Origin of the sequence: Acidovorax sp. BLS4 (assembly GCF_032929295.1) — a bacterium.
Lineage (GTDB): Bacteria > Pseudomonadota > Gammaproteobacteria > Burkholderiales > Burkholderiaceae_C > Paracidovorax.
Window position 1 is genome coordinate 4,584,950 of sequence record NZ_CP136797.1, and the last position, 22,199, is coordinate 4,607,148.

At 64.5% G+C, this 22,199-nt stretch carries 21 protein-coding genes; 8 read left to right on the forward strand and 13 right to left on the reverse strand.

The features are described from left to right. Window position 1: 1 nt before the first annotated feature. The 3 genes from fliS to R1Z03_RS21210 all read right to left on the reverse strand — a co-directional run bounded on the left by fliS (window position 2) and on the right by R1Z03_RS21210 (window position 3,391). Window positions 2-427, reverse strand: a complete 426-nt coding sequence (gene fliS / locus R1Z03_RS21200; protein ID WP_284431706.1) for a flagellar export chaperone FliS — start codon at window positions 425-427, stop codon at window positions 2-4. Between the two features lie 159 nt (window positions 428-586). Beyond that, entirely contained in the window at window positions 587-2,011 is a 1,425-nt protein-coding gene (fliD, locus tag R1Z03_RS21205; protein ID WP_284407482.1) for a flagellar filament capping protein FliD, read from the reverse strand. Between the two features lie 156 nt (window positions 2,012-2,167). Then, window positions 2,168-3,391 carry a flagellin gene (locus R1Z03_RS21210; protein WP_284431705.1) on the reverse strand — a complete coding sequence of 408 codons (1,224 nt, stop codon included), beginning with the start codon at window positions 3,389-3,391 and terminating at the stop codon, window positions 2,168-2,170. Between the two features lie 386 nt (window positions 3,392-3,777). Between R1Z03_RS21210 and R1Z03_RS21215 the strand changes: the two genes are divergently transcribed. From R1Z03_RS21215 to R1Z03_RS21245, 7 genes are all read left to right on the forward strand, one after another. Beyond that, a complete protein-coding gene (locus tag R1Z03_RS21215; protein WP_284431704.1) occupies window positions 3,778-5,007 on the forward strand; it encodes a flagellin in 1,230 nt (409 codons plus the stop codon). Between the two features lie 82 nt (window positions 5,008-5,089). Continuing rightward, window positions 5,090-5,320: an acyl carrier protein gene (locus tag R1Z03_RS21220; RefSeq protein WP_284431703.1), complete on the forward strand. Its 231-nt coding sequence runs from the start codon at window positions 5,090-5,092 to the stop codon at window positions 5,318-5,320. 6 nt (window positions 5,321-5,326) lie between these two features. Beyond that, entirely contained in the window at window positions 5,327-6,364 is a 1,038-nt protein-coding gene (locus R1Z03_RS21225) for a ketoacyl-ACP synthase III (protein ID WP_317354835.1), read from the forward strand. A 4-nt stretch (window positions 6,365-6,368) separates the two neighbouring features. Next, entirely contained in the window at window positions 6,369-7,136 is a 768-nt protein-coding gene (locus R1Z03_RS21230; protein ID WP_317354838.1) for an SDR family oxidoreductase, read from the forward strand. 9 nt (window positions 7,137-7,145) lie between these two features. Next, the gene (locus tag R1Z03_RS21235) at window positions 7,146-7,811 is read left to right on the forward strand and encodes a NeuD/PglB/VioB family sugar acetyltransferase (RefSeq protein WP_284431700.1); all 666 of its coding nucleotides are present in this window, start codon (window positions 7,146-7,148) and stop codon (window positions 7,809-7,811) included. Window positions 7,812-7,863: 52 nt separating this feature from the next. Then, window positions 7,864-9,093, forward strand: coding sequence for an FkbM family methyltransferase (locus R1Z03_RS21240; RefSeq protein WP_284431699.1), 1,230 nt, complete (start codon window positions 7,864-7,866; stop codon window positions 9,091-9,093). A gap of 48 nt (window positions 9,094-9,141) precedes the next feature. Next, window positions 9,142-10,389 carry a hypothetical protein gene (locus R1Z03_RS21245; RefSeq protein WP_317354841.1) on the forward strand — a complete coding sequence of 416 codons (1,248 nt, stop codon included), beginning with the start codon at window positions 9,142-9,144 and terminating at the stop codon, window positions 10,387-10,389. A 16-nt stretch (window positions 10,390-10,405) separates the two neighbouring features. Here R1Z03_RS21245 and R1Z03_RS21250 read toward each other — a convergent pair whose 3' ends face one another. From R1Z03_RS21250 to R1Z03_RS21295, 10 genes are all read right to left on the reverse strand, one after another. Next, complete coding sequence (locus tag R1Z03_RS21250) at window positions 10,406-11,452, reverse strand: hypothetical protein (RefSeq protein ID WP_317354844.1); 1,047 nt, start codon at window positions 11,450-11,452, stop codon at window positions 10,406-10,408. After that, window positions 11,449-12,390, reverse strand: a complete 942-nt coding sequence (locus R1Z03_RS21255) for an NAD(P)-dependent oxidoreductase (protein WP_284431696.1) — start codon at window positions 12,388-12,390, stop codon at window positions 11,449-11,451. The genes R1Z03_RS21250 and R1Z03_RS21255 overlap by 4 nt, the downstream gene beginning before the upstream one ends. Further along, a complete protein-coding gene (locus R1Z03_RS21260; protein ID WP_317354848.1) occupies window positions 12,368-13,258 on the reverse strand; it encodes an NAD(P)-dependent oxidoreductase in 891 nt (296 codons plus the stop codon). The genes R1Z03_RS21255 and R1Z03_RS21260 overlap by 23 nt, the downstream gene beginning before the upstream one ends. Then, the gene (rfbC, locus tag R1Z03_RS21265; protein ID WP_317354851.1) at window positions 13,248-13,814 is read right to left on the reverse strand and encodes a dTDP-4-dehydrorhamnose 3,5-epimerase; all 567 of its coding nucleotides are present in this window, start codon (window positions 13,812-13,814) and stop codon (window positions 13,248-13,250) included. The genes R1Z03_RS21260 and rfbC overlap by 11 nt, the downstream gene beginning before the upstream one ends. Before the next feature lie 8 nt (window positions 13,815-13,822). Then, window positions 13,823-15,139: a lipopolysaccharide biosynthesis protein RfbH gene (gene rfbH / locus R1Z03_RS21270; RefSeq protein ID WP_317354854.1), complete on the reverse strand. Its 1,317-nt coding sequence runs from the start codon at window positions 15,137-15,139 to the stop codon at window positions 13,823-13,825. 6 nt (window positions 15,140-15,145) lie between these two features. After that, window positions 15,146-16,234: a CDP-glucose 4,6-dehydratase gene (gene rfbG, locus R1Z03_RS21275; RefSeq protein ID WP_317354857.1), complete on the reverse strand. Its 1,089-nt coding sequence runs from the start codon at window positions 16,232-16,234 to the stop codon at window positions 15,146-15,148. Then, window positions 16,228-16,998 carry a glucose-1-phosphate cytidylyltransferase gene (gene rfbF, locus R1Z03_RS21280; RefSeq protein ID WP_317354861.1) on the reverse strand — a complete coding sequence of 257 codons (771 nt, stop codon included), beginning with the start codon at window positions 16,996-16,998 and terminating at the stop codon, window positions 16,228-16,230. The genes rfbG and rfbF overlap by 7 nt, the downstream gene beginning before the upstream one ends. Next, a complete protein-coding gene (locus R1Z03_RS21285) occupies window positions 16,995-18,125 on the reverse strand; it encodes an aromatic ring-hydroxylating dioxygenase subunit alpha (protein WP_317354863.1) in 1,131 nt (376 codons plus the stop codon). The genes rfbF and R1Z03_RS21285 overlap by 4 nt, the downstream gene beginning before the upstream one ends. A 128-nt stretch (window positions 18,126-18,253) precedes the next feature. Further along, window positions 18,254-19,405 (reverse strand): DegT/DnrJ/EryC1/StrS family aminotransferase, encoded by a 1,152-nt coding sequence (locus R1Z03_RS21290; protein ID WP_317354866.1) that lies wholly within the window; start codon window positions 19,403-19,405, stop codon window positions 18,254-18,256. Next, a complete protein-coding gene (locus R1Z03_RS21295) occupies window positions 19,402-21,078 on the reverse strand; it encodes a tetratricopeptide repeat protein (RefSeq protein ID WP_317354869.1) in 1,677 nt (558 codons plus the stop codon). Before R1Z03_RS21295 ends, R1Z03_RS21290 begins: the two co-directional genes overlap by 4 nt. Before the next feature lie 250 nt (window positions 21,079-21,328). On the opposite strand from R1Z03_RS21295, the gene motA reads away from it, so the two are divergent. Then, window positions 21,329-22,189 (forward strand): flagellar motor stator protein MotA, encoded by an 861-nt coding sequence (gene motA / locus R1Z03_RS21300; RefSeq protein WP_284431688.1) that lies wholly within the window; start codon window positions 21,329-21,331, stop codon window positions 22,187-22,189. Window positions 22,190-22,199: the final 10 nt, after the last annotated feature.

Sequence of the window (22,199 nt, forward strand, 5' to 3'; positions counted from 1 at the left end):
CTTAGTTTCTCCCACCGGAGGCCGAAGGACGGCCGCCGGCACCGATCTCGCCCCAACCCTGCGCCACCGGCACGATCAGGTTGACCACTTCTTCCACCAGGGTGACGTCGTTGCGCAGGTTGGCCATGGTGAGCCGGCCCACGCAGTAGTCATACAGCGCACGGAGATTCGCAGCCAGCTCACCACCCTGCACAGGGTTGAGGCCGCCCTTGAGGCCTTCTTCGATGATGCGCACGGCCTTGCCCAGGTGGCGGCCCTTTTCTTCCACGTCGCCGCGCTGCATGGAGCCACGGGCGGCGTTGAGCGATTGCACCAGGCCATCGAACAACATCTGGATCAATTGATGGGGCGAGGCGCCATCCACACTGGATTGCACACCGACCTGCCGATAGACCGAGGCGGCGCGGGAACTGACTGGCGTGTACATCGAGAACTCCTTCATGCTACTTACATTCAATATCGGCAGATCAAGAAGGAACTCAAGGACATTTACGAGGTGTTTTGGCGTTCTGACAGAGTGGCGCAGCGGTGATTTATCCAGGGTTCAGGCCAGCCCGCGCGGGGGCGGGTGGCCCGGACGCCGGACTTACTTGTTCCACTGGGCGACCTGCTGCGTGATGTAGCTGTTGAGGGCCGAAAGATTGCCCATCTGGGTATCCAGCGCCGTGTACTGTGCCCGCATGCGCTTTTCCAATACGGCCGCGCGATTGTTCACCTTGTCCTGGTCGGAGGTGTTGCGCTTGACTTCCAGGTCCAGGGCATCGGCCTTGTTATTCATGAGGCCGTCGAGCGACAGCAGTCCGGAGGTGAACGACTTCATGCGAACCGCGGCGCCGGTGCCCGTACCGCCCGAGGCTGGGTCGGAAGCGAACAGCTGCTTGAGCGTGTCGGGCGTTTTCAGCGCGTTGTCCAGCTTGGTGTTGTCCACCGTCAGCTTGCCGCCACGCTGGACTTCCAGGCCGATGTCGGACAGCGTCTGCAGGGCAGCGGTGCCGCCCGCAGCGGCACCGATGGCCGCCCGCAGCGAGTTCTGCAGCCCGACCGCCGTGCTGTCGCCCTGCAGCACGCCTTTGGTCTTGCTCTCGCTGTCGTACTTGGTCGAGGAACCCAGCAGGTCATTGACGGCGTTGTACGCATCCACGAAATCCTGGATGTTCTTCTTCATCGTCGCGGTATCGGCCTTCACTCCCATTTCCACGTCGGTCGTGGTCACTTGCGACACCGTCAGGGTCAGCCCGGGAATGGCTTCGGTGAACGTGTTGTCCTTGGACGTCACGCTGATGCCGTTGATCTTGGCCTGCGTGTTCTGTGCGTACTGGATGGTATTGGCCGCCAGGCCCACGCCTGGGGAGTTCTGCGGATCAAAGGCGAGCTTGGAGAGGCCCGGCGCCGCCGGGTCCTCCGCCACCTGCACGCGAAACCCTGACGCTTCCCCGGTGGTCTTGGAGCGCAGCAGGAGCCGCTCGCCGGAGGCATCGCGCAACACGGTGGCCGTGACGCCGGCATCGCCTTCGTTGATCTTGGCGGCGATGTTCGTGATCGTGTCGGTCGCGCTGACCGAGACATTGATCGGCTTCGTGGATCCCACGCCGAAGGTCGGTGGATTCGCGGTGGAGTCCCAGGTCCCCAGCTGGATTGTCATGGTGCCTGCGCCAATCACGGAGTCCTTGGCCACGGCGGTGGACGCATTCGATTGCGCGCGGGCCAGTTGCTGCACACTCACGCCGAACGACGATGCGCTGGCAATCCCCGACACGGTGGCCGTGACAGCCGCACTGTTGGAAGAACTGACCGCCATGCCGTTCCACGCGCTGTCCCGGGTCAGCTTGGCCGCGGCATCCGACAAAGTCGAGAGCAACGACTTCACCTGGGAGAACGTGGAAATCTTGGTCTGGATGGTGTCCGCTTTGGCCTGCAGCTGAACGAGGGGCTGCTTTTCCAGCGCCACCGTCTTGGTGACGATGGTTTCGACGTCGAGCCCGCTGCCAATGCCTATCGAGGTAATACCCATTTTGGTCTCCCAGGCAGCCGGGGCCGCCATCAACAATCAATACACGATTGTGGCGAGAATCGCTTCGATCTAAAAGCAGGAAAAGCGGCGACAGGAGTGGCCCTGTCGCCGCTTAAAAGGGTTCGGACCGTTCCGATCCCCTTTATAAGCCACCGATTAACGCAGCAGGGACAGCACGCCCTGGGGCAGCTGGTTGGCCTGGGCCACCATCGCAGTGCCCGCTTGTTGCAGGATCTGCGTGCGCGACAGGTTCGCCGTTTCCTTGGCGAAGTCGGCGTCCACGATCCGGCCACGCGATGCCGACAGATTTTCGGCCTGGATGTCGATGTTGCCCACCGAGTTTTCGAAGCGGCTTTGCAGAGCGCCGAGGTCGGCACGTGCGGAGTTCACCTGGTCGATCGCGCTGTCGATCTTCTTCAGGGAAACCCATGCGTCCTTTTGCGTCGCGACGGTCACGGTGTCGATACCCTTCTTGTCGGTACCGGTGGCGGCCGCCAGCGTCGGGGCGGCGAAGCCCGTGTTCGCCACGGAGAAGCCGGTCGTGCCGCCGAAGGTGATGGTTTCCGGCACAGGAGGCGTTGCGCTGGTCAGCTTGGACGAAGCAAATTCCAGGTCGTACGTGCCGTCGTCCTTCTTGGTCAGGAAGGCGGTCACACCGGTGTCGGCGGACTTGTTGTTGATGGCGGACACCACTTGGCCCAGGCGTTCCACACCAGAGCCAGCGGCCTTGATTTCGCCCAGATCGATGGCGGATGCCGAGCCCACCTGGATGGTCAGGCCACCGGCGGCGATCTTGGTGCCGAAGCCCGTGACCGTCGTGTCGGAAGCATTCAGGGCGGTCACGCTGCCCGTGGAGTATTCGATGTTCGACAGGCCGGAAGCCGACGAATTGGTCAGAGCGCCGACGGTGATGTTTTCACCGGAGTTGGCACCGACCTGGAACAGGGCGCCCGCAAAGCTGCCGTCCAGGATCTTCTGGCCGTTGAAGCTGGTTTGCTTGGCCACACGATCGATTTCGTCGGTGAGCTGCTTGACTTCGGACTGCAGTGCAGCGCGGTCCTTGGTGCTGTTGGTGGCATTGCTGGCCTGCACCGACAGTTCACGCATCCGTTGCAGCATGTCGCCGACCTTGCCCAGGGCGCCTTCTGCCGTCTGGGCCAGCGAGATGCCGTCGTTGGCGTTGCGGGCTGCCACGGTCAGACCCTTGATCTGGGTGTTCATGCGCTCGGCGATCGACAGGCCGGCGGCATCGTCCTTGGCGCTGTTGACGCGCAGGCCGGAAGACAGGCGCTGCATCGAGGTGGTGAGAGAGTTCGCAGACATGCCCAGATTGCGCTGTGCGTTGAGCGAAGCAATATTGGTGTTGATGGTAGAGGCCATTGAAATGCTCCTTGGTAACTTAAATTCCGGCTAGACCGCCGATCACAACGCTGACCCCCATGGCCAGCTGCCAAGACCGGGGCGGCAGTCACGTGAACCCATCCATCGCTTGCCGGTCAACAAATTCGCTTGAACCTGTTGGTTAGGTTATCGGGCAGCCCCTGGAGAACTTGAGCGTCTCCATGCAAAAAAAATCGGCTTTCCCCGGCACCGCCCGGGTCAGCCAGCTCCCACAAGGGTGGATATGGATGGTTTTCCGCCCTTTTTTCCCCACGCCAGGAAAACCCCACCTGAGGAGAATTCTCCCAACGCTAGGGTTGCCCGCTGATGGTGGTGTCCTTGGCCACGGCAGCTGTGCCTTGTCCCTTTTGCGAAGGAGTTCCGTAATGGCCTCGACGATCAACACCAACATCGCCTCACTCAACGCCCAGCGCAATCTGGGAATGTCGGCAGCTTCGCTGACGACCACCATGCAGAGGCTGTCTTCCGGCCTGCGCGTCAACAGTGCCAAGGACGATGCGGCCGGCCTGGCCATCGCCGAGCGCATGAACACCCAGGTCAAGGGCCTGGCCGTGGCCTCCCGCAACGCCAACGACGGCATCTCGCTGGCCCAGACGGCAGAAGGCGCCCTGGGTAAGGTCGGCGACATGCTGCAGCGGATGCGCGAGTTGGCCGTTCAGGCCAGCAACGCCACGAACAGCAAGGCCGACCGGGCCGCGCTGCAATCCGAAGTCAAGCAACTCACCGACGAAATCGACCGCGTTTCCAAGCAGACCAGCTTCAACGGCCAGAAGATCCTGGACGGCAGCTTCGCGGGCGCCCTGTTCCAGGTGGGCGCCAACTCCGGCGACAACGTCACGCTCGGCGCCCTGGCAGACACCCGCGCCTCGGGCCTGTCCAGCATCATGTACTCGAGCACGAGCACCGCGATCGCCGTGGATGCGTCGGACACGTCGATCTCCGCCTTCGGCAGCGCGATTCCCGCGGGCGGACTGACGATCCAGGTCGGTTCGGGTTCCGCCATCGACCTGGGAAGCATCAAGGCCGCTGGCTCCGGCGTGGAACGTCTCGGCCAGGTGATCTCGGCGATCAACAACAAGACGGCCGATACGGGCGTGACCGCCTTCCTGACCAAGAACGATGACGGCAGCTACGGACTCGAGTTCGCCTCTTCGAAGCTGACGAATGCCGTTCCCCCCGTGCCGGAGACCATCACGTTCGGCGGCACCACCGGGTTCACCGTGGCCAACACGGGCTTTACCCCGCCCACGCTGACGAATGCCACCGGCACCGGTCAGAAAGGCATCGACAGCGTCGATGTCGGAACGCAGAGCCAGGCCTGGGTGGCCCTCAAGAAGATCGACAGCGCGATCGATCAGGTCAATTCGGCGCGCGCCGACCTCGGGGCCCTGCAAAGCCGCTTCGAAAACGCCATTGCCAATATCGACATCCAGGGCGAGAACATGGCGGCAGCCCGTGGCCGTATCGTGGATGCCGACTTTGCCAAGGAAACGGCGAACCTGTCGCGTACGCAGATCCTGCAGCAGGCAGGAACCGCGATGGTGGCCCAGGCGAACCAGTTGCCCCAGCAGGTGCTGAAACTCCTGCAGGGCTGAAGAAGAAGGCATCCGGGGCTAATACACTGCCGGTGGAGGCCGAAATCTTCGGTCTCAGCGATATTTTTATTCTGGAGTACGCATGCCTTCGCCTTCCATCGAGCAATTCATCGAAAGCTTTCTGACCGCTGTTGACTTCCAGGATCCGGTGGAAGTCACCCCGGATACCGAACTGCGTGCTCTGCCGGAGTGGGACTCCCTCGCCGCCCTGGGCGTCATCGTGATGTTCGACGTGGAATACGGTAAAACCATCGTGGGCGACGACCTGAAGAACTGCACCACGGTCACGGACCTCTACAAGCTGCTGGGGTAAAACACCATGGGCCTGTCCACCCTGCACAACGTGCGCTTTGCGGGCATGGCGAGCTGCGTGCCCAAGCGCGTGGTTTCCAACCTTGAGGATTGCCCTCCAAAAATCCGCTCGGAGCGGGAAAGGCTGGTTCGCAACATCGGCATCCAGCAGCGCCGCCTGTGCGCGTCGTGGCAGTGCTTTTCCGACCTGGCGCAGGACGCCACCGAAAAGCTGCTGGAGGAACTGCAGTGGGCCCGCGAAGAAGTGGACGCGCTGATCGTCGTGACGCAGTCGCCCGACTATCCCATTCCTTCCACCGCCATCATCTTGCAGGACAAGCTCGGGCTGTCGCAGTCCACGATCGCTTTCGACGTGAATCTCGGCTGCTCTGGCTACCCGTTCGGATTGCACCTGCTGGGCAGCATGATCGCGTCCGGTACGGTGAAAAAGGGCCTGCTGCTGGTGGGAGACCGCTCCGCAAGCGAAAAGGACCCGCTGTTCTCCGACGCCGGCACGGCGACCGCACTGGAATTCGATCCTTCGGCCGCGCCCATGTATTTCGACCTCAACAGCGACGGCAGTGGCTACAAGGCCATCATCAAGCCGGTGGGTGGGCATCGAGAGCCCTATGCCTTTCATCACAGCATCCCCACGCGCGACGAGGATGGGGAGCTGCAATGGCCAGACCGCCTCCTCCTCGATGGACCGGCCGTGCTCAGCTTCTCCACGCAGAAAATCCCTCCGGCCGTGGAGCGCACGCTGCAATATGCAGGCGTGTCCAAGGACGATGTGGACTACTTCGTCTTCCATCAGGCCAACCGGATGATCAACGAAACCATCCGCAAGAAGCTGGCACTCCCCCCTGAGAAAGTCCCATCGACGCTGGCCGACTATGGCAACACCAGTGGGGCGACACTGCCGGTCACCATGACCGCGCGCCTGAACGAAACGCTGGCCAGCGGCACGCACAAACTGCTGCTGAGCGGCTTCGGCATCGGCCTGTCCTGGGGCACATGCATCCTGGACATTTCAGGGGCTCGCTTCCCGGCCATGCTGGAGTCCTGACCCGATGGACGCAACGCCCACGCCTTTTCACCTGCAGGGACAGCGCATCCTCGTCACGGGGGCCACTTCGGGCCTGGGCCACGCCACCGCCCTCGCCTGCGCACGCATGGGAGCCCAGGTCATCGGTGTGGGCCGCGACGAGCAGCGGCTCGCTCGCACGCTGCAGGCACTGCAATCCGCCGCACCGGCAGCCGGCCACCTCGTGGTGCGAGCGGATCTGACCCAGTCTGCCGATCGCTCCGAGTTGGTGGAGCAGTTCGCTTCCGTGCCGTTGAACGGCATCGTTCACAGCGCAGGCATCTCGCGCCTGTCTCCCGTGCGGATGATCACCGAACAGCATCTGCGCGAAGTCCAGAGCATCAACGTGGACGCCCCGATGCTGCTGACGCAGGCACTTCTCAAGCGCAATCTGATCGCGCCGGGAGGATCGATGGTGTTCATCGCATCGATCGCCGCACACATCGGCGTGCCGGGAGTGGCCGCCTATTCGGGCACCAAGGCCGCACTGATTGCGATGATGCGTTGCCTCGCGATGGAAGTCGTCAAGCGGGGCATCCGGGCCAATTGCCTCTCGCCCGCCCTGGTTGAAACACCATTGCTCGATGCCACCGCCACGCTCGTGGGTTCGATGGAAAAAGAGCGGGGCAACTACCCGCTCGGTTTCGGCCAACCGGAAGACGTGGCCAATGCCGCCGTGTTCCTGCTGTCCCAGGCCAGCCGATGGATCACCGGCACGACGCTGGTGATGGACGGCGGCCTCACCATCAGTTGATCCACCACCATGGCTGCACCCTGCACGGATACGTCCTCCCCGCATCGGAACCTGCTCATCGTGGGCGCCGGCGGCTTCGGCCGCGAAGTATTGACGTACATCGAGGACGACAACCCGCTGTTCCGACCCAAGGGCTTTCTGGATTCGCGCACGTCGGCCCTGAACGGCATGCAGCGCTCGATCGGGATCGTGGGTGATCCCCTGACCTACGTTCCGGAAGATGGCGACGTCTTCATGGCGGCACTGGGCGATCCGATGGCGCGGCACAAATACACCGAAGTGCTGCGGTCGGTCCACGACGTCGACTTCGCCACGGTCGTGCATCCGCAGGCCCATGTGACACGGCATGCCCGGTTGGGCCGCGGCTGCATCATCGGTCCCCGTGTGGGCATTTCGGTGGATGTCCAGCTGGGCGATTTCGTCTGCGTGCAGGAATACACGGTCATCGGGCACGACGTTCGCATCGGGGATTGGTGCCAGATCAACAGCCATTGCTCCATCGGTGGTGGCGCGAAGATCGGCAACTTCGTGTCGATCCATCCCAATTGCGTCATCACCAGCGGCACCGTCATTGGCGACCACGTCAAGGTCGGTGCCGGCAGCGTGGTGTATGGCCGCATCCCGCCCAACATCACCATCATGGGCAATCCGGCCCGGCGCTTTTCCTGGAGCTGAACGTCTCCCCAGGCTCCGCATGCCCGACCGCGAGCAACCCACCATGGCCTCCATGCCCCCTTCCTTCCTGCCCGACGCCTTGGTCAGCCGCATCAACCTGGATCGCTTCCAGCTGGATGAAGCGCTGCTCGCCATGCTGGACCTCTACCGCCGCGATCCGCACTTCTGCATACCTGAGCAGGCGCGCGAGATCTTCGCCCGGCGCGGGGACCGGACACGCTTCATCCTGCTGGGAACGAAGACCTTCGCGGAAGTCTTCATCCGTGCGACCCGTGACCAAGGCTGGGCACTGGCCGTGGTCGACGATTTCAAATACGCCAGCGGCGAGGACTACTACGGCGTGGACATCATTTCCACCGACCGTTTCCTTGCGATGCTGCGCGAGGACCCGGACATCATCGCCATCAACTGCTGCCGAACGGACTATTCACGGCGGTTCTTCGACCGGCTTTGTACCCGCCACGGCATCGCCCATTTGAACCATGAGCAGGTCACCCGGCTCTTCGGCATGAATGACCGGGTGGACTACCGCACGGCCGACTGGGCCCCCGCCATCAGCAGCAGATTCGATGAATTCCTGGCGCTGGAGCGGCGGCTTGCGGATGCGCACTCCGTGAACACGTTGCGCAGCGTGCTTCTGTTCCACCTGAGCTGCAATCCCGAGTGGTATCTCACTGTGGCCAGGCCCTACTCGACCCTGTACTTCCGCTCGGGCCTGCTGACGTTCTCGGACCACGAGAGGTTCGTCGATTGCGGCGCCTCCATCGGCGAATCCACGACCGGGCTGCTGGGCCTCACGGGAGATCGCATCGAACACTCCTGGATGATCGAGCCCGACCGGCTGAACATCGAGGTGCTGCGCAAGCTGCAGCAGGGCTACGCAGGCACCCCGCTCGAATCCCGGATTTCGCTGCATCCCTTCGCCGTCGGGGAGAACGACGCGGAAGCCCCGTTCCACCATCTGGGGGGGCATGGGGGCAGCATCGCCGTCGATCCGAGCGCGCCCTTGGAGACCGTGCGCATCCGGCGCATCGACGATCTCATCGATGCGCCTCCGACCTTCATCAAGATGGACATCGAAGGCTTCGAGATTCCGGCGCTGCGGGGCGCCCAGGCGGCCATCCGCGCCGGCCTGCCCAAGATGGCGATCTCCGCCTATCACCGCGCGACCGACCTGCTGGACATCCCGGCGCTGGTGGATGCCGTGGCCCCCGGGTACTCGATCGGGCTGCAGCACCACACCGAAGATCGCTGGGATACCTGCCTGTATTTCCATCGCTGAAACGCGTCTGCAGAGGCATTCACTCCACTATCCAGAGGACACCGCAGGATGGCCAAGATTCGGGGCGGCCTCGACCGCGTTCTACTGAAATATCCGGAAATCGACCCGGCCAAGGTCCGGCTGATCGGCTGGGGCGCTGGACAGGCGTTCACGGACTACTATCCGCTGCTGGGCCTGCCGGTGGAATACACCGTGTGCCCGTTCACCGCTCACCAGGACAGGCAGATCCATGGTGTTCCCGTCCGCAGCCCCGAAGCGCTCATGAAAGAACCGCACGAGGATGTGCTTCTGGTGATCTTCGCAGCGCATTCGGCGGAAATCATGAACCAGATCCGCAACCTGTGGGGCGACTACCGCTGCGTGCCGGCGCTCACCCACAGCGGCCGGCATGGAGACATCGACCAGCTCCAGGCGTTCTCCAGGGTGTTCGAAGGCCTGTCCCTGCAGCGCAAACCGCCCGTGCGAACGCCTTCACTTGGCATCTTCGTGCAGGGCCCGGTGTTTCCCTATACCCCCATGGCACTGGCCTGGCAGCGAATGGCGTGTCCCGAGGCGCATCTGTGCTTCGTCACCTGGGATCATCAGTCCGCCGCCAGCCTCGATGCCTGCCGGCCATGGGTGGACGCCGTGATCACGCTTCCCCAGCCCCAGAACATGGTGGACAGCCGCAATGCCATCATTCGCTCGGCCAAGGCGGGCGCCCGGCATCTGGCCGAAGTGGGCGTGCCGTACTCGGTGCGCATGCGAAGCGATACGGTCGTCACCGGATCGCTCTACCGGGCGGTGGAAGAACTGTTCGACGATGGCAGCAGGAACGAGGGGAAATTCGGCTTCCTGGCGCATTCGTCCTGGAAGCAGATTCCCTTCCATTTCTCCGAGCGTTTTCTCGTGAGCCGCACCCAGGACATGTGCGAGCTGTGGGCGCTGCCGGAAGACCTGCGCGGTGCGTCCGAGATCCAGCACCGGACCGACGAGCCCTACCAGCAGATCCAGAAGGCGGCCGTCGAATGCCTGCTGTGGCAGAGCCTGGCACGCAAGTGGGGTGAGCCGGCCCGGGACCTCGCCGATGGCTACCGGTTCGCCGCGAACCATCTTCTGCCGATGGACGAGTACGCCGATGTCCTGTCGATCAAGAGCGTCCCGCTCTTCAATCTGACCCTCAACAAGGGCTTCGTCGGCACGCCCGCCTGGTGGCGGGAGGTCTATGCCGATCTGCCCTCGGCCATGCGGCAGGCGCACGAGGAAAGCGCTCAGGACTTCACGATCGCCGAATTCTTCAGTGGCCGGGTCGGCTGACCGCACCTCCATCTGATCAATAGAGCACGGCGCGCCGCTCGGGCGTCATGGGCTCGAGGGCTTCTCCACGCTCCAGCCTTCGCACGAAGTCCGGGTTCGCAAGGAGTGCGCGGCCCCAGGTGACCATGTCCAGATGCCCCTCCTGGATTTCGCGCTCGGCCTCCGCAGCGGATAGCGACGCGCCACCCATCAGGAAGTGGGGCCAGAGGGGACGCACGCGGCGCACGATCCTGCCGGAAGTTTCGGCATAGGGCGCATCCGCGCAGCTGATGTCCAGCTGCCTCAGCCCCAGGCGATCCAGCCGGGGGATGAGATGGTGCAGCATGTCGTCGAGGTCCGGCCACTCGTACAGTCCGCCCATCATCCGTGCGGGCGAGAGGCGGATCATCAGGCGCTGGGGGCCGCAAATGGGCAACAGGCGCTCCACCAGTTCCAGCACGATGCGGCAGCGGTTTCCGACCGATCCGCCATAGGCATCGGTCCGGTCATTGATGCGTGCATCCAGGAACTGGTCAATCAGGTATCCATGTCCCATATGGACCTGCACGCCGTCGAAGCCCGCATTCAGGGCCCGCTGCGCGGCCTCCTCGAAAAGACGGTAGATGCCCGGCATCTCCGACGCATGCAGTGCACGGGGCTGCCCGTAGGGCTGGCCGTTCTGGCGGTTGATGCCCGCCGCTGGCCGGTCCGTGGAACTGACCGGCGCCAACCCGCCAGTGAAGTCCGGGTGCGAGATCCGCCCGCAATGCCACAGTTGCGCCACGATGCGCCCGCCGGCCTCCTGCACCTGCCGGACGGCCGGGATCCAGCTGTCAGCCTGCTCGTCGTTCTGCAGGTGGGGCACGTTCCGGTAACCATCCGCCGAAGGATGGACCACGATGCCTTCCGTCAGGATGAGCGATACGCCGGCAGCGGCACGCCGCGCGTAGTAGGCAGCGATTTCGGCCGTGCAGCGGTGCTGCGCATCGGCAAAACCACGCGTCATGGCCGCCATGGCCACACGGTTGCGCATCGGACCGAACATGTCGTGGTGAACGAAGGGGCTCAGCAGTTGCAGGCTCATGGGGCGAACATTCCAGTGAAATAAGGGTGGTCGAGATAGGCGGCCAGGCTGTCCTGCCATGTGCGCTGACGATCCAGCCCGCGGGCCTGCAGCGCGGCGTTGCGCATCACCACCGCATCGGGGCGCACGGCTTTTTCCTTGCGGGCCATGGTTTCCGCAGGAACACGCGCGATCTCGATGCGGCGATCCAGCCCCAATCGGAGCACGATCTCCCGCGCCAGTTCGAAGAAAGAGGCTTGCCCATGGGAAGCCATGCAGAAACGGCCCGTCTCGCCGCGCGCCAGCAGCAGCAGGCTGTTGTAGGCCAGATCGTCCGTGAGCGTGGGCTGCCAGATGCGGTCACCGATCTCCATGCGGTCCACGCCGGAGCGCAGCAGTCCCGCGAGGTGCGGAATCAGCTTGCCGACGAAATTCTTGTCGCGCGCATGCTCTCCGAAAAACCCGCCCATGCGCACAGTGAGCGCCTGCGGCGACGCCTCCAGCACGATGTGCTCCGCCTCCAGCTTGAGGCGTCCGTACACGCTCAAAGGACGGGGGGGCGTGGCCTCGTCCACCGGCTGGCTTCCGTCGTAGATCAGGAAGGTCTGCGGGTAAAAAAACCGGGCTCCGCATTCGCGGGCCAGCTCGACCACGTGGCGGGTTCCTTCGATCTGCACCTGCGCCGCCGCGTCCGCATGATCCTCGCACCAGTTGACGTCGGAACACACGGCGCAATGGATCACGATATCGGGCCGCCAGGCGCGCAAGTCCTGGGCCTGCTCGCGCTGGCGCACATCGAGCGCGTGGCGGTCGAGGGCCGCGACCAGGGCAGTGGGTACCTGCTCAGCCAAGCGGCGAGCGAAAGCCTGCCCGAGCATTCCGCCCGCACCCGTGATCAGGATGCGCGAGCCCTCCAGGGCGGCCAGTTCGTTCAATTCAAGCAAATCGTTGCCCCTCATGCTCAGATCCAGACAGGAACAGATCGGCCTCCATCTCGGGGACGCAGCGCATCACCTCGTTGGGCCGGTACGGCAGGGCGCCGAAGAGCAGCCGGCCCGACGCCTTCCAGACAGACCACCAGTGCTGCGCGAAATCCTGCATCGATACCGGCCTGCCCGATCCCACATTGCGCACCCAGGGCCTGCCCGTCTCGACATCGCGGCGCTCAGCCGCATGCCGGAATGCCCGGGCGACCGTTTCCACGGGGACGTAGTCGCGCACCTGCGCACCCGGGGTCATCGAAAAATCAAGTCCCTGCGACGCGGCCAGACGCAACGCGGGCCAGAAGTTCCCGGCGTACTGGCCTTCGCCGAAGACCGAGAAGATCCGCAGGTAGCACAGTTCCATGGCGTGTTCGATCGCGTGCGCATGCGCAGCCTGAAAACCTGCGGCCTTGGATGCCGCGTAGCCATACGCGGGTGCCAGCGGTGCGCTGGCCGGAATGAAGTCGAAGGCATCCGCGCTGCGACCGTATTCCGCGAAAGTACCCGCGAGGACCGACCGCTTCACGCCAGCGGCACGCGCCGTATCGAGCAGTTGCAGCAAAACGGTGACGTTCCAGTAGAACAGGGTCTGCCAGTCGGCCTGCTGCGGCGGGACGCCGGGCGACGCCAGGTGCATCAGCACGTCCGCCCCGGCCAGATCGGCGGGTGCCAACTGGTCCATGGCGCGGCTGAGCCACACAAGGCGAGGGTGCACCGACGCAGGCGCGTCGGCCGGATGCCTCAGGACGGTGACGCGATGGCCCGCCTCCAGCAGAGACGCCAGCACGTGCCGGCCGATGAACCCCGTCCCTCCCGTCAGGAACACATGCCGTTCATTGGTCATTCGGCGGTCCTTCCAGCATCTCGAAGGGGCTGGCGAAATCCTCCATCCGCGGGTGCTCGCGGTCGCGCACCGACAGCACAGGATGTTCATCGGGCCAGGGAATGCCGGCAGAGTCCCAGCGGATGCCGGCATCATGCCGAGGCGCGTGGGCCGAGGTGACGTGATAGACGATGGTCGCGCCTTCGGTCAGTGCATAGCAGCCGTGGGCACACCCCGCCGGAATGTAGACCTGGTTGCCAAGCTCGGCGTCCAGCTCGAAGGTGGCAAAACGGCCCTGTGTCGGCGAGCCGCGGCGCAGATCGACCACCGCGTCGAAGAGGCGGCCGTGGCTGCAATGCACCAGCTTGGCATGGTGGTGCGGCGGCAACTGAAAGTGCAACCCGCGCAGCACGCCACGCCGCGATACGCTGTAGAAACTCTCCACCCAGTCGCAGTCGAGTCCCCGGGCAAGGAACGCCTCGCGGTTGAAGGTCTTCACGAATCGCCCGCGCTCATCGGGCCGCACTTCGGGCTGGATCAGGTAGCAGCCCGGCAACGGGCTTTCTTCGAAGCGCATGGTGGGTGCTAGAAGTTGACGCCGAAATAGGTTTCGATGCGATCGGCCACAAAGTCGATCATGGCCTCGCTCAATCCGGGGTAGATGCCCAGCCAGAACGTGTGCTCCATGACCGTGTCCGTATTCGCCAGGCTGCTGGCCACACGGTACGTCTGTCCCTGCATCGAAGGCTGCCGGGTCAGGTTGCCGGCGAACAGCAGCCGCGTGCCGATGCGGCTCTGCTCCAGGTACTCCAGCAGATCGACGCGGCGGGTACCGGCCGCTTCGCGCAGCGTGAGCGGGAACCCGAACCAAGAAGGCTGCGAATTTTCCGTGGCCCGGGGAAGCACCAGGAACTCCTCGCAGCTTTTCAGCCGGCCGGAGAGGTGCTCGAAATTGCGCTGCCGCGCCGCGATGAAGCCGGGCAAACGGTCCATCTGCGCCAGGGCACAGGCCGCCTGCATGTCGGTGATCTTGAGGTTGTAGCCGACGTGCGAATACGTGTACTTGTGGTCATAGCCTGGCGGCAGATCGCCCAGTTGCCAGCCATACCGCTTTCCGCAGGTGTTGTCCTTGCCGGGCCCGCAATAGCAGTCCCGCCCCCAGTCGCGGAATGACGTGACGATGCGTGCCAACTCATCGTCGTTGGTGAAGACCGCGCCGCCTTCGCCCATGGTGATGTGGTGGGCCGGATAGAAGCTCAGGGTCCCGATATCGCCGAAGGTGCCTACCAGCCGTCCGCCGTAGGTGGACCCCAGGGCGTCACAGCAATCCTCGACGAGCCACAGTCCATGCCTGCGGCACAGCGCTTGCACCGCCTCCAGGTTGTAGGGATTGCCGAGGGTGTGGGCCAGCATGATGGCCTTGGTGCGCGGCGAGATCGCAGCTTCGATCAGCGCCACATCAATGTTGTACGTGCCGAGCTCCACATCCACGAAAACGGGCACCGCGCCATTCTGCAGGATGGGATTGACGGTGGTGGGGAACCCCGCCGCCACACCGATCACCTCGTCGCCCGCGCGGATGGCCCTCTCGCCCAATGCGGGAGACGTGAGCGCCGAGAAGGCGAGCAGATTCGCGGACGAGCCGCTGTTCGTCGTGAGCGCGTGGCGCACCCCGAGGTATTCGCGCAGGCGCTTTTCGAACGCATCGTTGAATCGCCCCGTGGTCAGCCATCCGTCGAGCGATGCGGCCACCATGTTCTGCAGTTCGGCCTCCCCGATCACCTTGCCGGAGGGTGGAATGGCCGTGGCCCCCGGCAGGAATGGCTGGGCGCGATACGCGTGGGCCGCGTATTCGCCAACGAGCGCGGCGATCTGCTCGCGGATGTGGTGCAACTTGTCCATAGAACTTCAGCGCTCAGCGGCGCAATACGATTCGATCTGATGCTCGGTCACTTGGCGCATGTCTTCGCCGCGAGCGTGTGCGGAATGCCATTGGGCGATGCGCTCCACGGCCTGCGCCAGCGACCACCGAGGCCCCCAGCCCAGGACAGAGCAGGCCTTGCTGCTGTCGAGCCGGAGCATCTGCGCCTCGTGCACGCCCTCGGGCCCGGTTGCAAAGCGGTAGTCGACAGGGACAGGCCACGCGGCAGCCAGTTGCCGGATGACGTCGCCGACGCTTCGCACGTCCTGCTCGGCGGGCCCGAAATTCCAGGCGCCCGATACCGCCGGCCCCTTCTCGAAGAGTCGCTGCGCCAATTGGAGGTAACCCGCCAGGGGCTCCAGCACATGTTGCCATGGCCGCACGGCAGCGGGATTGCGCACCTCCAGCGGATCGCCGCCGCAGGAGGCTCGCAGGAAGTCCGGAATCAGCCGGTCGCTGGACCAGTCACCGCCACCGATCACATTGCCCGCCCGCGCCGTGGCCAGCGCCACACCGTGCTCCGCGTGCCTTGCCGGGGCGAAGAACGAGTCACGGTAGCAGGCGGCCACCAGCTCGGTGCATGCCTTGCTGTTGCTGTAGGGGTCGAACCCGCCCAGCGCGTCGTCCTCGCGATAGGCCCAGAGCCACTCCCGGTTCTCATAGCATTTGTCGCTCGTCACCACCACCACGGCGCGCACCGACGGCACGCGACGGACGGCGTCCAGAAGGTGCACGGTACCCATGACGTTGGTCGAATAGGTGCTGACCGGATCGGCGTAGGACTTGCGCACCAGGGGCTGTGCGGCCATGTGGATCACGACCTCCGGCGCCGCTGCTTCCAGCGCGCCTGCAAGCAACGCCACATCCCGCACATCGCCGATGACCGAATGCATGCCTTGCGCGGCCCGGGTCAGCGCGAACATCGCGGGCATGGAATCCGCCTCCAGCGCATACCCCGTCACCTGCGCGCCCAAACGCTGCAGCCAAAGCGACAGCCAGGTGCCTTTGAAACCAGTGTGGCCCGTGACGAACACCTTGCGTCCGGACCAAAAACCGCTGTCGGGACCGCTCACCATGATTTCCAGGGCGCATGCCCCCCCTGCCAAAGCTGTTCGAGATAATTCTTGTCGCGCAGCGTATCCATGGGTTGCCAGAAACCTTCGTGACGATAGGCCCGCAATTGGCCGGAACGCGCCAACGCCTCGAGCGGAGGGCCTTCCCACACCGTCTCGTCGGAATCGATCAGATCGAACACGGCAGGAGACAGCACGAAAAACCCGCCGTTGACCATGCCGCCGCCGCCATCGGGCTTTTCGCGGAACGACAGCACGCGGTCGCCCTCCATGTCCAGCGCGCCGAAGCGGCCGGGCTGCCGGGTGGAGGTGAGTGTGGCCGGCTGTCCATGCGCCCTGTGGAACCGGATGAGCGCGGTGATGTCGATATCGCCCACCCCGTCGCCATAGGTGAAGCAGAAGGCCTCGTCCTCGCTCACGTAGCGCCGCACACGGCGCAGGCGGCCACCCGTCTGGGTGGCATCGCCGGTGTCCACCAGAGTCACCCGCCAGGGTTCGGCATACCGCTCGTGAACGTCCATGCGGTTGTTCACCAGATCGAACGTCACGTCGGACATGTGCAGGAAATAGTTCGCGAAGTACTCCTTGATCACGTAGCCCTTGTAGCCGCAGCACACCACGAAGTCATGGATGCCATGGTGCGAATACATCTTCATGATGTGCCAGAGAATCGGGCGGCCGCCGATCTCCACCATGGGTTTGGGCTTTTGCTGCGTCTCCTCGCTCAGGCGGGAACCCAGCCCCCCCGCCAGGATGATGGCCTTCATGCTTTTCCGCCCATCGGTGTTTCGGAGCCCTGAAGCGCCCGGGCATAGGCCGCCTGGAAATGCGCCACCCGGTCCTCGATTCCGGCGCCCACGAGCGCCGGGCGCTGCGCCTGATCGACGCCCGCCTGGACCTTGGCGCAAATACCGCCGTCTTCCGCGAACACCTTGCGCGTGAAGGCATGGCCATCGGCATGGATGTGTTCCATCATCTTGGCGCCGGCAGGCGTGGTCCCGGTGAACTCCACGCCAACGGTCCTCGAGTGGACGGTGGTCTGGCGGGACGCGGTCGGCTCGAACGACTGGACATGGAAGCTGTATCCCATGAACGACGTGACGGTCAGGTTCGGGAAGATATGGTGGTGGGTGTAATGCGCGAAGCGCCAGGGCCACTGTCCGATCTTGCTCTCCATGCGGGCGAACCGCGCTACCCACTGCGCATCGGCGGCATGCTCCAGATGGCTGTGCCGGCGATCTTCGAGGAAGAAGCGGGGTGCCGTTTCGGCCCGGTCCATGCCGTCGACCTGCATGAAGGTTCGCGAATGCACGGCAGGGACGTGATACCCCTCGAGGGCATTCTCGATCACGATTTTCCAGTTGGCGCCCACCGGCTCCCGGAACTCGTCCAGCAAGCCTTGCATCCCCTGGCTGGCACGCTCGAGAAAGGCGTATTGCTCGCCCAGATACTCGCGCAGTGCCGGGCCGCTTTCGGAAATACGCACGAATACGAACTGCCCTACCGCCTCGCAGTTGAATTCCTGCAGGCGAAAGCGGGCAGGTTCGGCCACCACCTCGGGAAAGCAGTGTTTCGCCGGAATGCCGACGGGAACGCCCTCCCGGTCGTACACCCAGCCATGGTAGGGGCAGCGCGCAGGCCCGCGGTGCGTGCCCGATTCGCACAACTGGGCATGCCGGTGGGAGCAGACATTGAGGAAAGCACGCGGCAGCCCCTGGCTGTCGCACTGGAGCAACAACGACACCCCGCCCACCTGCACACCACGGTGCACGAGACCGCCGAGTTCGAAGCGCATGCAGACGAAAACCCAGCTTTCGCGGAACAGCCCCTCCAGTTCGCGGGCGTGGTGATCGGGATCTCGATAAAAGTGGGGGGAAAGGACACTGGTCGGCATGGATCGACTCTTCTGGATGGATGTTGCAAGGACCGCGGCCCCGTGTTCGGTACTGGTCTGGGGCCTGCCGAGCCAGCGGCGGCTCGTGCAGCCCATTGTCTCTACAGTGATCTGAAATGGACCCCTTCCTAGCTGCGCATTGCCTGCTCCATCACACGGGTGAGCCGCTGCATCTGCGCAGGATCCATCTTCGGAAAGAACGGCAGGCCGATCAGGGTCTCGGCGAGCGCATCCGCCTGGGGCGTGGGCAATAGCGTACAGAAGGGCAACAGCGCTTCCATGCGGTGCATGAGGGGCTGGTACCAGCGACGCGTCGCGATGCCCTGCGCGGCACACAGTGCCTCGAGCCGACTCCGGCAGGCAGTGTCGGGCATCCGTGCACACAACAGCGTCGGTGCCGCGATGGCGCCGGCCGGGCCGGCCATCTGCCATGCGATCCGGCCGTCCGCCGCGCGTGCAAGGGCGTCCTGCATTTCCCGCAGCAACGCGCGCCGGACCTGCGCGCCCTGCTCCCAGCAAGCGAGCGATGCCAGCGCCACGGCAGCGTGCAACTCGCTCATTTTGGCGTTGGTGCCCACTGCCGCCAGGGCGCCGACCGGCAGGTGGCTGGACGGGTCGAGGTTGATGCCGAAATTGGCCGACTGGCGCACTCGCGCCGCCAACCCGGGGCGCGATGAGACCACGAAACCGCCCTCTCCCGCCGGCAGCGACTTGGTGGCATGGAGGCTGAACACGAGCGTGCCCGAAGCGCCTGCCAGCCACTGGCTGCCAAAGCCGGCGGCGGCGTCGATCACCACCGGGAGGCCCGTTTCGTCCTCGAAGCGCTGCCATGCCGCCATGTCGTGCGGCATGCCGAGGGCCGCCACGGGCAGTACGGCATCCACGGCACCGGTGGCACGGGCCGCGCGCGCGATGTCGGGCGTCAGCAGCCAGCTGTCGGCATCCACATCGCAAAGTACCGGCACGTGGCCGGCGCGCAGCACGGCCGTCGCCGTGGCAGCGAACGTGAAGGTGGGCATGAGCACGCGGGAGCCGGCGCGCAGCCCCAGCGATTGCAGCACCAACTCCAGGCCCAGCGTCGCACTTGCCACGGTCGTGACCTGCTCTGCGCCCAGGCCGAAGCGCTCGGCAAAGCGGTCCTCCAGTTCGCGCACCAGTGGGCCGCCGTTGGAGTAGTAGCGCGCGGCATGCATGCGCTGCAGATAGGGCAGGAGGGACACCGGGTCCGGCACATCCGGCACCAGCAGAGGAATGGGATCGGTGGGAGCGCCGGCGGTCATACGGAGGGCGTGCCGTGCGCACGCTTCTCACCGCCGCCCAGGCGTGCCAGGACCGGCTCCGGATCGGCGAACACATCCAGGAAACGGTCGCGGCCTTCCAGGTAATTGAGCCACATGAGCCGGAACGCCTTTTCCAGCTCGGCCGTGCGGGCGGCATAGTCCATGAGTGCGCAGGCGGACAAGCGTTGCCGTGTTTCGTGGCGCAGGCGGGCCAGGGTTTCCGGATCGGCCATGAACGCCAGAGCCCGCTCGACGTATTGGTCGTCGCTGCGCGCCACCCAATCGGGATAGCCCACGCCCTGCAGCGTGCGCGCGGTGCTCGCGTCCACACCGCGCTCGGCGTCCAGCGACACGATCGGCAGTCCCATCCAGAGGGCATGCAGCGTCGTGGTGCCACCGGAGATCGGGGCCGTGTCGAGTGCCACGTCGGCAATATGTCCCAGTTCCATGAACTGGTTGAGCGGTTGCTGGTGCATCACGAACACGCGGTCCAGCGGCAGGCCCTGAGCCTCGACCCGCATCTGCATGTTGGCCTGGGCGGCCTCGGCAGACCGCTCCTTCACCATGATGACGAGGCGCGCATCGGTGCGCGCCTTCAGGATGCGCCCCCAGACACCCAGCATGCGGTCCGTGACCTTGGCGGAATTGTTCAGCGAGATGAGCGTGGGGTAGCCGTTGCGCAGCATTGGCGGCTCTTCGCACAGCGGCGCATAGGTGGGCGGTGCGTAGCTCGCCATGCAGGCCAGGCGAAAGAGCCGCTCGCTGTAGAAGACTTCATGGCCTGGCGGGGTGATGGCCGCATCGGTCAGGCGGTAATCCATGGCCTTCATGCCCAGCGGGCTCATGAATCCGAGCCACGTCACCTGCACGGGCGCCGCGCGGCGCGCGAAGACCAGCAGGCGGTTGCCGGCGGTGTGGCCCGACAGGTCCACCAGCACGTCGATGCCGTGCGAGCGGATGAGCGTGTAAAGGTCATCGTCGGACAGGTGGATCATCTCGTGCCAATGGGGCACGCACTGCTGCAGGGCATCGGTGATGCCGTCGCGCCGCCCGCCCGAGTACACATGCACCTCGACCTCCTGCGGGTCATGGTGGCGCAGCACGGGCAGCATGAAGAACGCGATGGAGTGCTCCCGGAAATCGGCCGTGACATAGCCCACCTTGAGGCGTTTCTTCGGGCGGCGATCGGTCACGACGAGGGGAGCGGCCTTGCGCGTCAGCGGATCGGCGTAGCGCCGGCCCCAGTCCCTGTAGACCTCCAGCGTCTTGACGGGACTGCCCTCGATCTGGTCATGCAGGAAGGCGCGCATGACCCACATGGCCGGGTTGTTGCCGCGGCGACACACATCGTCGATCATTTGCAACGCTTCGGCGTGCCGGCCCAGGTTGAACAATGCGAACGACAGGCCATGCTGCGCATCCGGCATGCCGGGCTGCAGGTTCAGGGCGGTCTCCAGCGCCGGAATGGCCTGCGCCCAGTTTTCCATCTTGAGGTAGGTGCGCCCGACATGCATCCAGACGTCCGCACGCTGTGGATCGAAAGCCAGGGCGGTGGCGAATTTCGTCAGGGCACCCACCAGATCCTGCTGCGCCAGGCACTGCTCGGCCTGAAAGAGCGCGATCAGCAGGTCGGCATGCTCTTGCACGTCAGCATCGTCGGTGGAAGTGGGCATGGAGCACATCGGCGGCAGGCAATGGAAAAGGGTGGGATCGGGGGCAGTGGACCGAAACGGCCGGGGTCCATCTTAGGGGCTCCCGGCCCCTGCGGTGGCCCCAATAAACCATGGTTTGCCCGCCTGTTTTGGCGGTGGGCGGCCGGTTTCACCAACAGGGCAACGGGACTTGTCAAGGGGAACGAATTGGGGTGTATCCCGCCTGCATTTCCGTTTTTGCGCTTCAAAAAGACTCTGCCAGAATGGCCCCATGTTTGTAATCATCGGTTACCTGGTCTGCCTCGGGTGCATTTTCGGCGTGTACGTGGTACACGGCGGGAATGTGAGCGTGATCATCAAAGCACTCCCTTTCGAGATGATCACGATCTTCGGCGGCGCGCTGGGCGCGTTCGTGGTGAACAACCAGCCGAAGGTGCTCAAGTCCACGCTGAAGGCGCTGCCCATGGCGCTCAAGGGGTCCAAGTACACCAAGGCACGGTACATGGAACTGATGGCGATGCTCTACGACATCCTGCAGAAAGCCCGCAAGGAAGGGCTGATGGCCATCGAAAAGGATGTCGAGACGCCCCACGAATCCGAAATCTTCAAGAAATACCCCACGGTCGGCAGCGACCACCATGTGATCGAGTTCATGACCGATTACCTGCGCATGATGGTCTCGGGCAACCTGAACGCGCACGAGATCGAGGCGCTGATGGACAGCGAGATCGAAACCCATCACCAGGAAGCACACGCCCCCGTGGCGGCACTGGCCCGCCTGGCTGGCGCGCTGCCGGCCTTCGGCATCATCGCCGCCGTGCTGGGCGTGGTGAACACGATGGGCTCGGTGGGCCAGCCTCCCTCCGTGCTGGGCGGCATGATCGGCTCGGCGCTGGTCGGCACCTTCCTCGGGATCTTGCTGGCCTATGGCGTGGTGGAACCCCTCGGTGGCCTGGTCGAGCAGAAGCTGGAAGATGCCGCCAAGGAACTGCAATGCATCAAGACCACGCTGCTGGCCAGCATGCAGGGCTACAACCCCGCCACCGCGATCGAATTCGGCCGCAAGGTCCTGTTCTCCACCGACCGTCCGAGCTTTTCCGAACTGGAAAGCCACGTGAAGGGCAAGAAGTAGGCTGAAGACG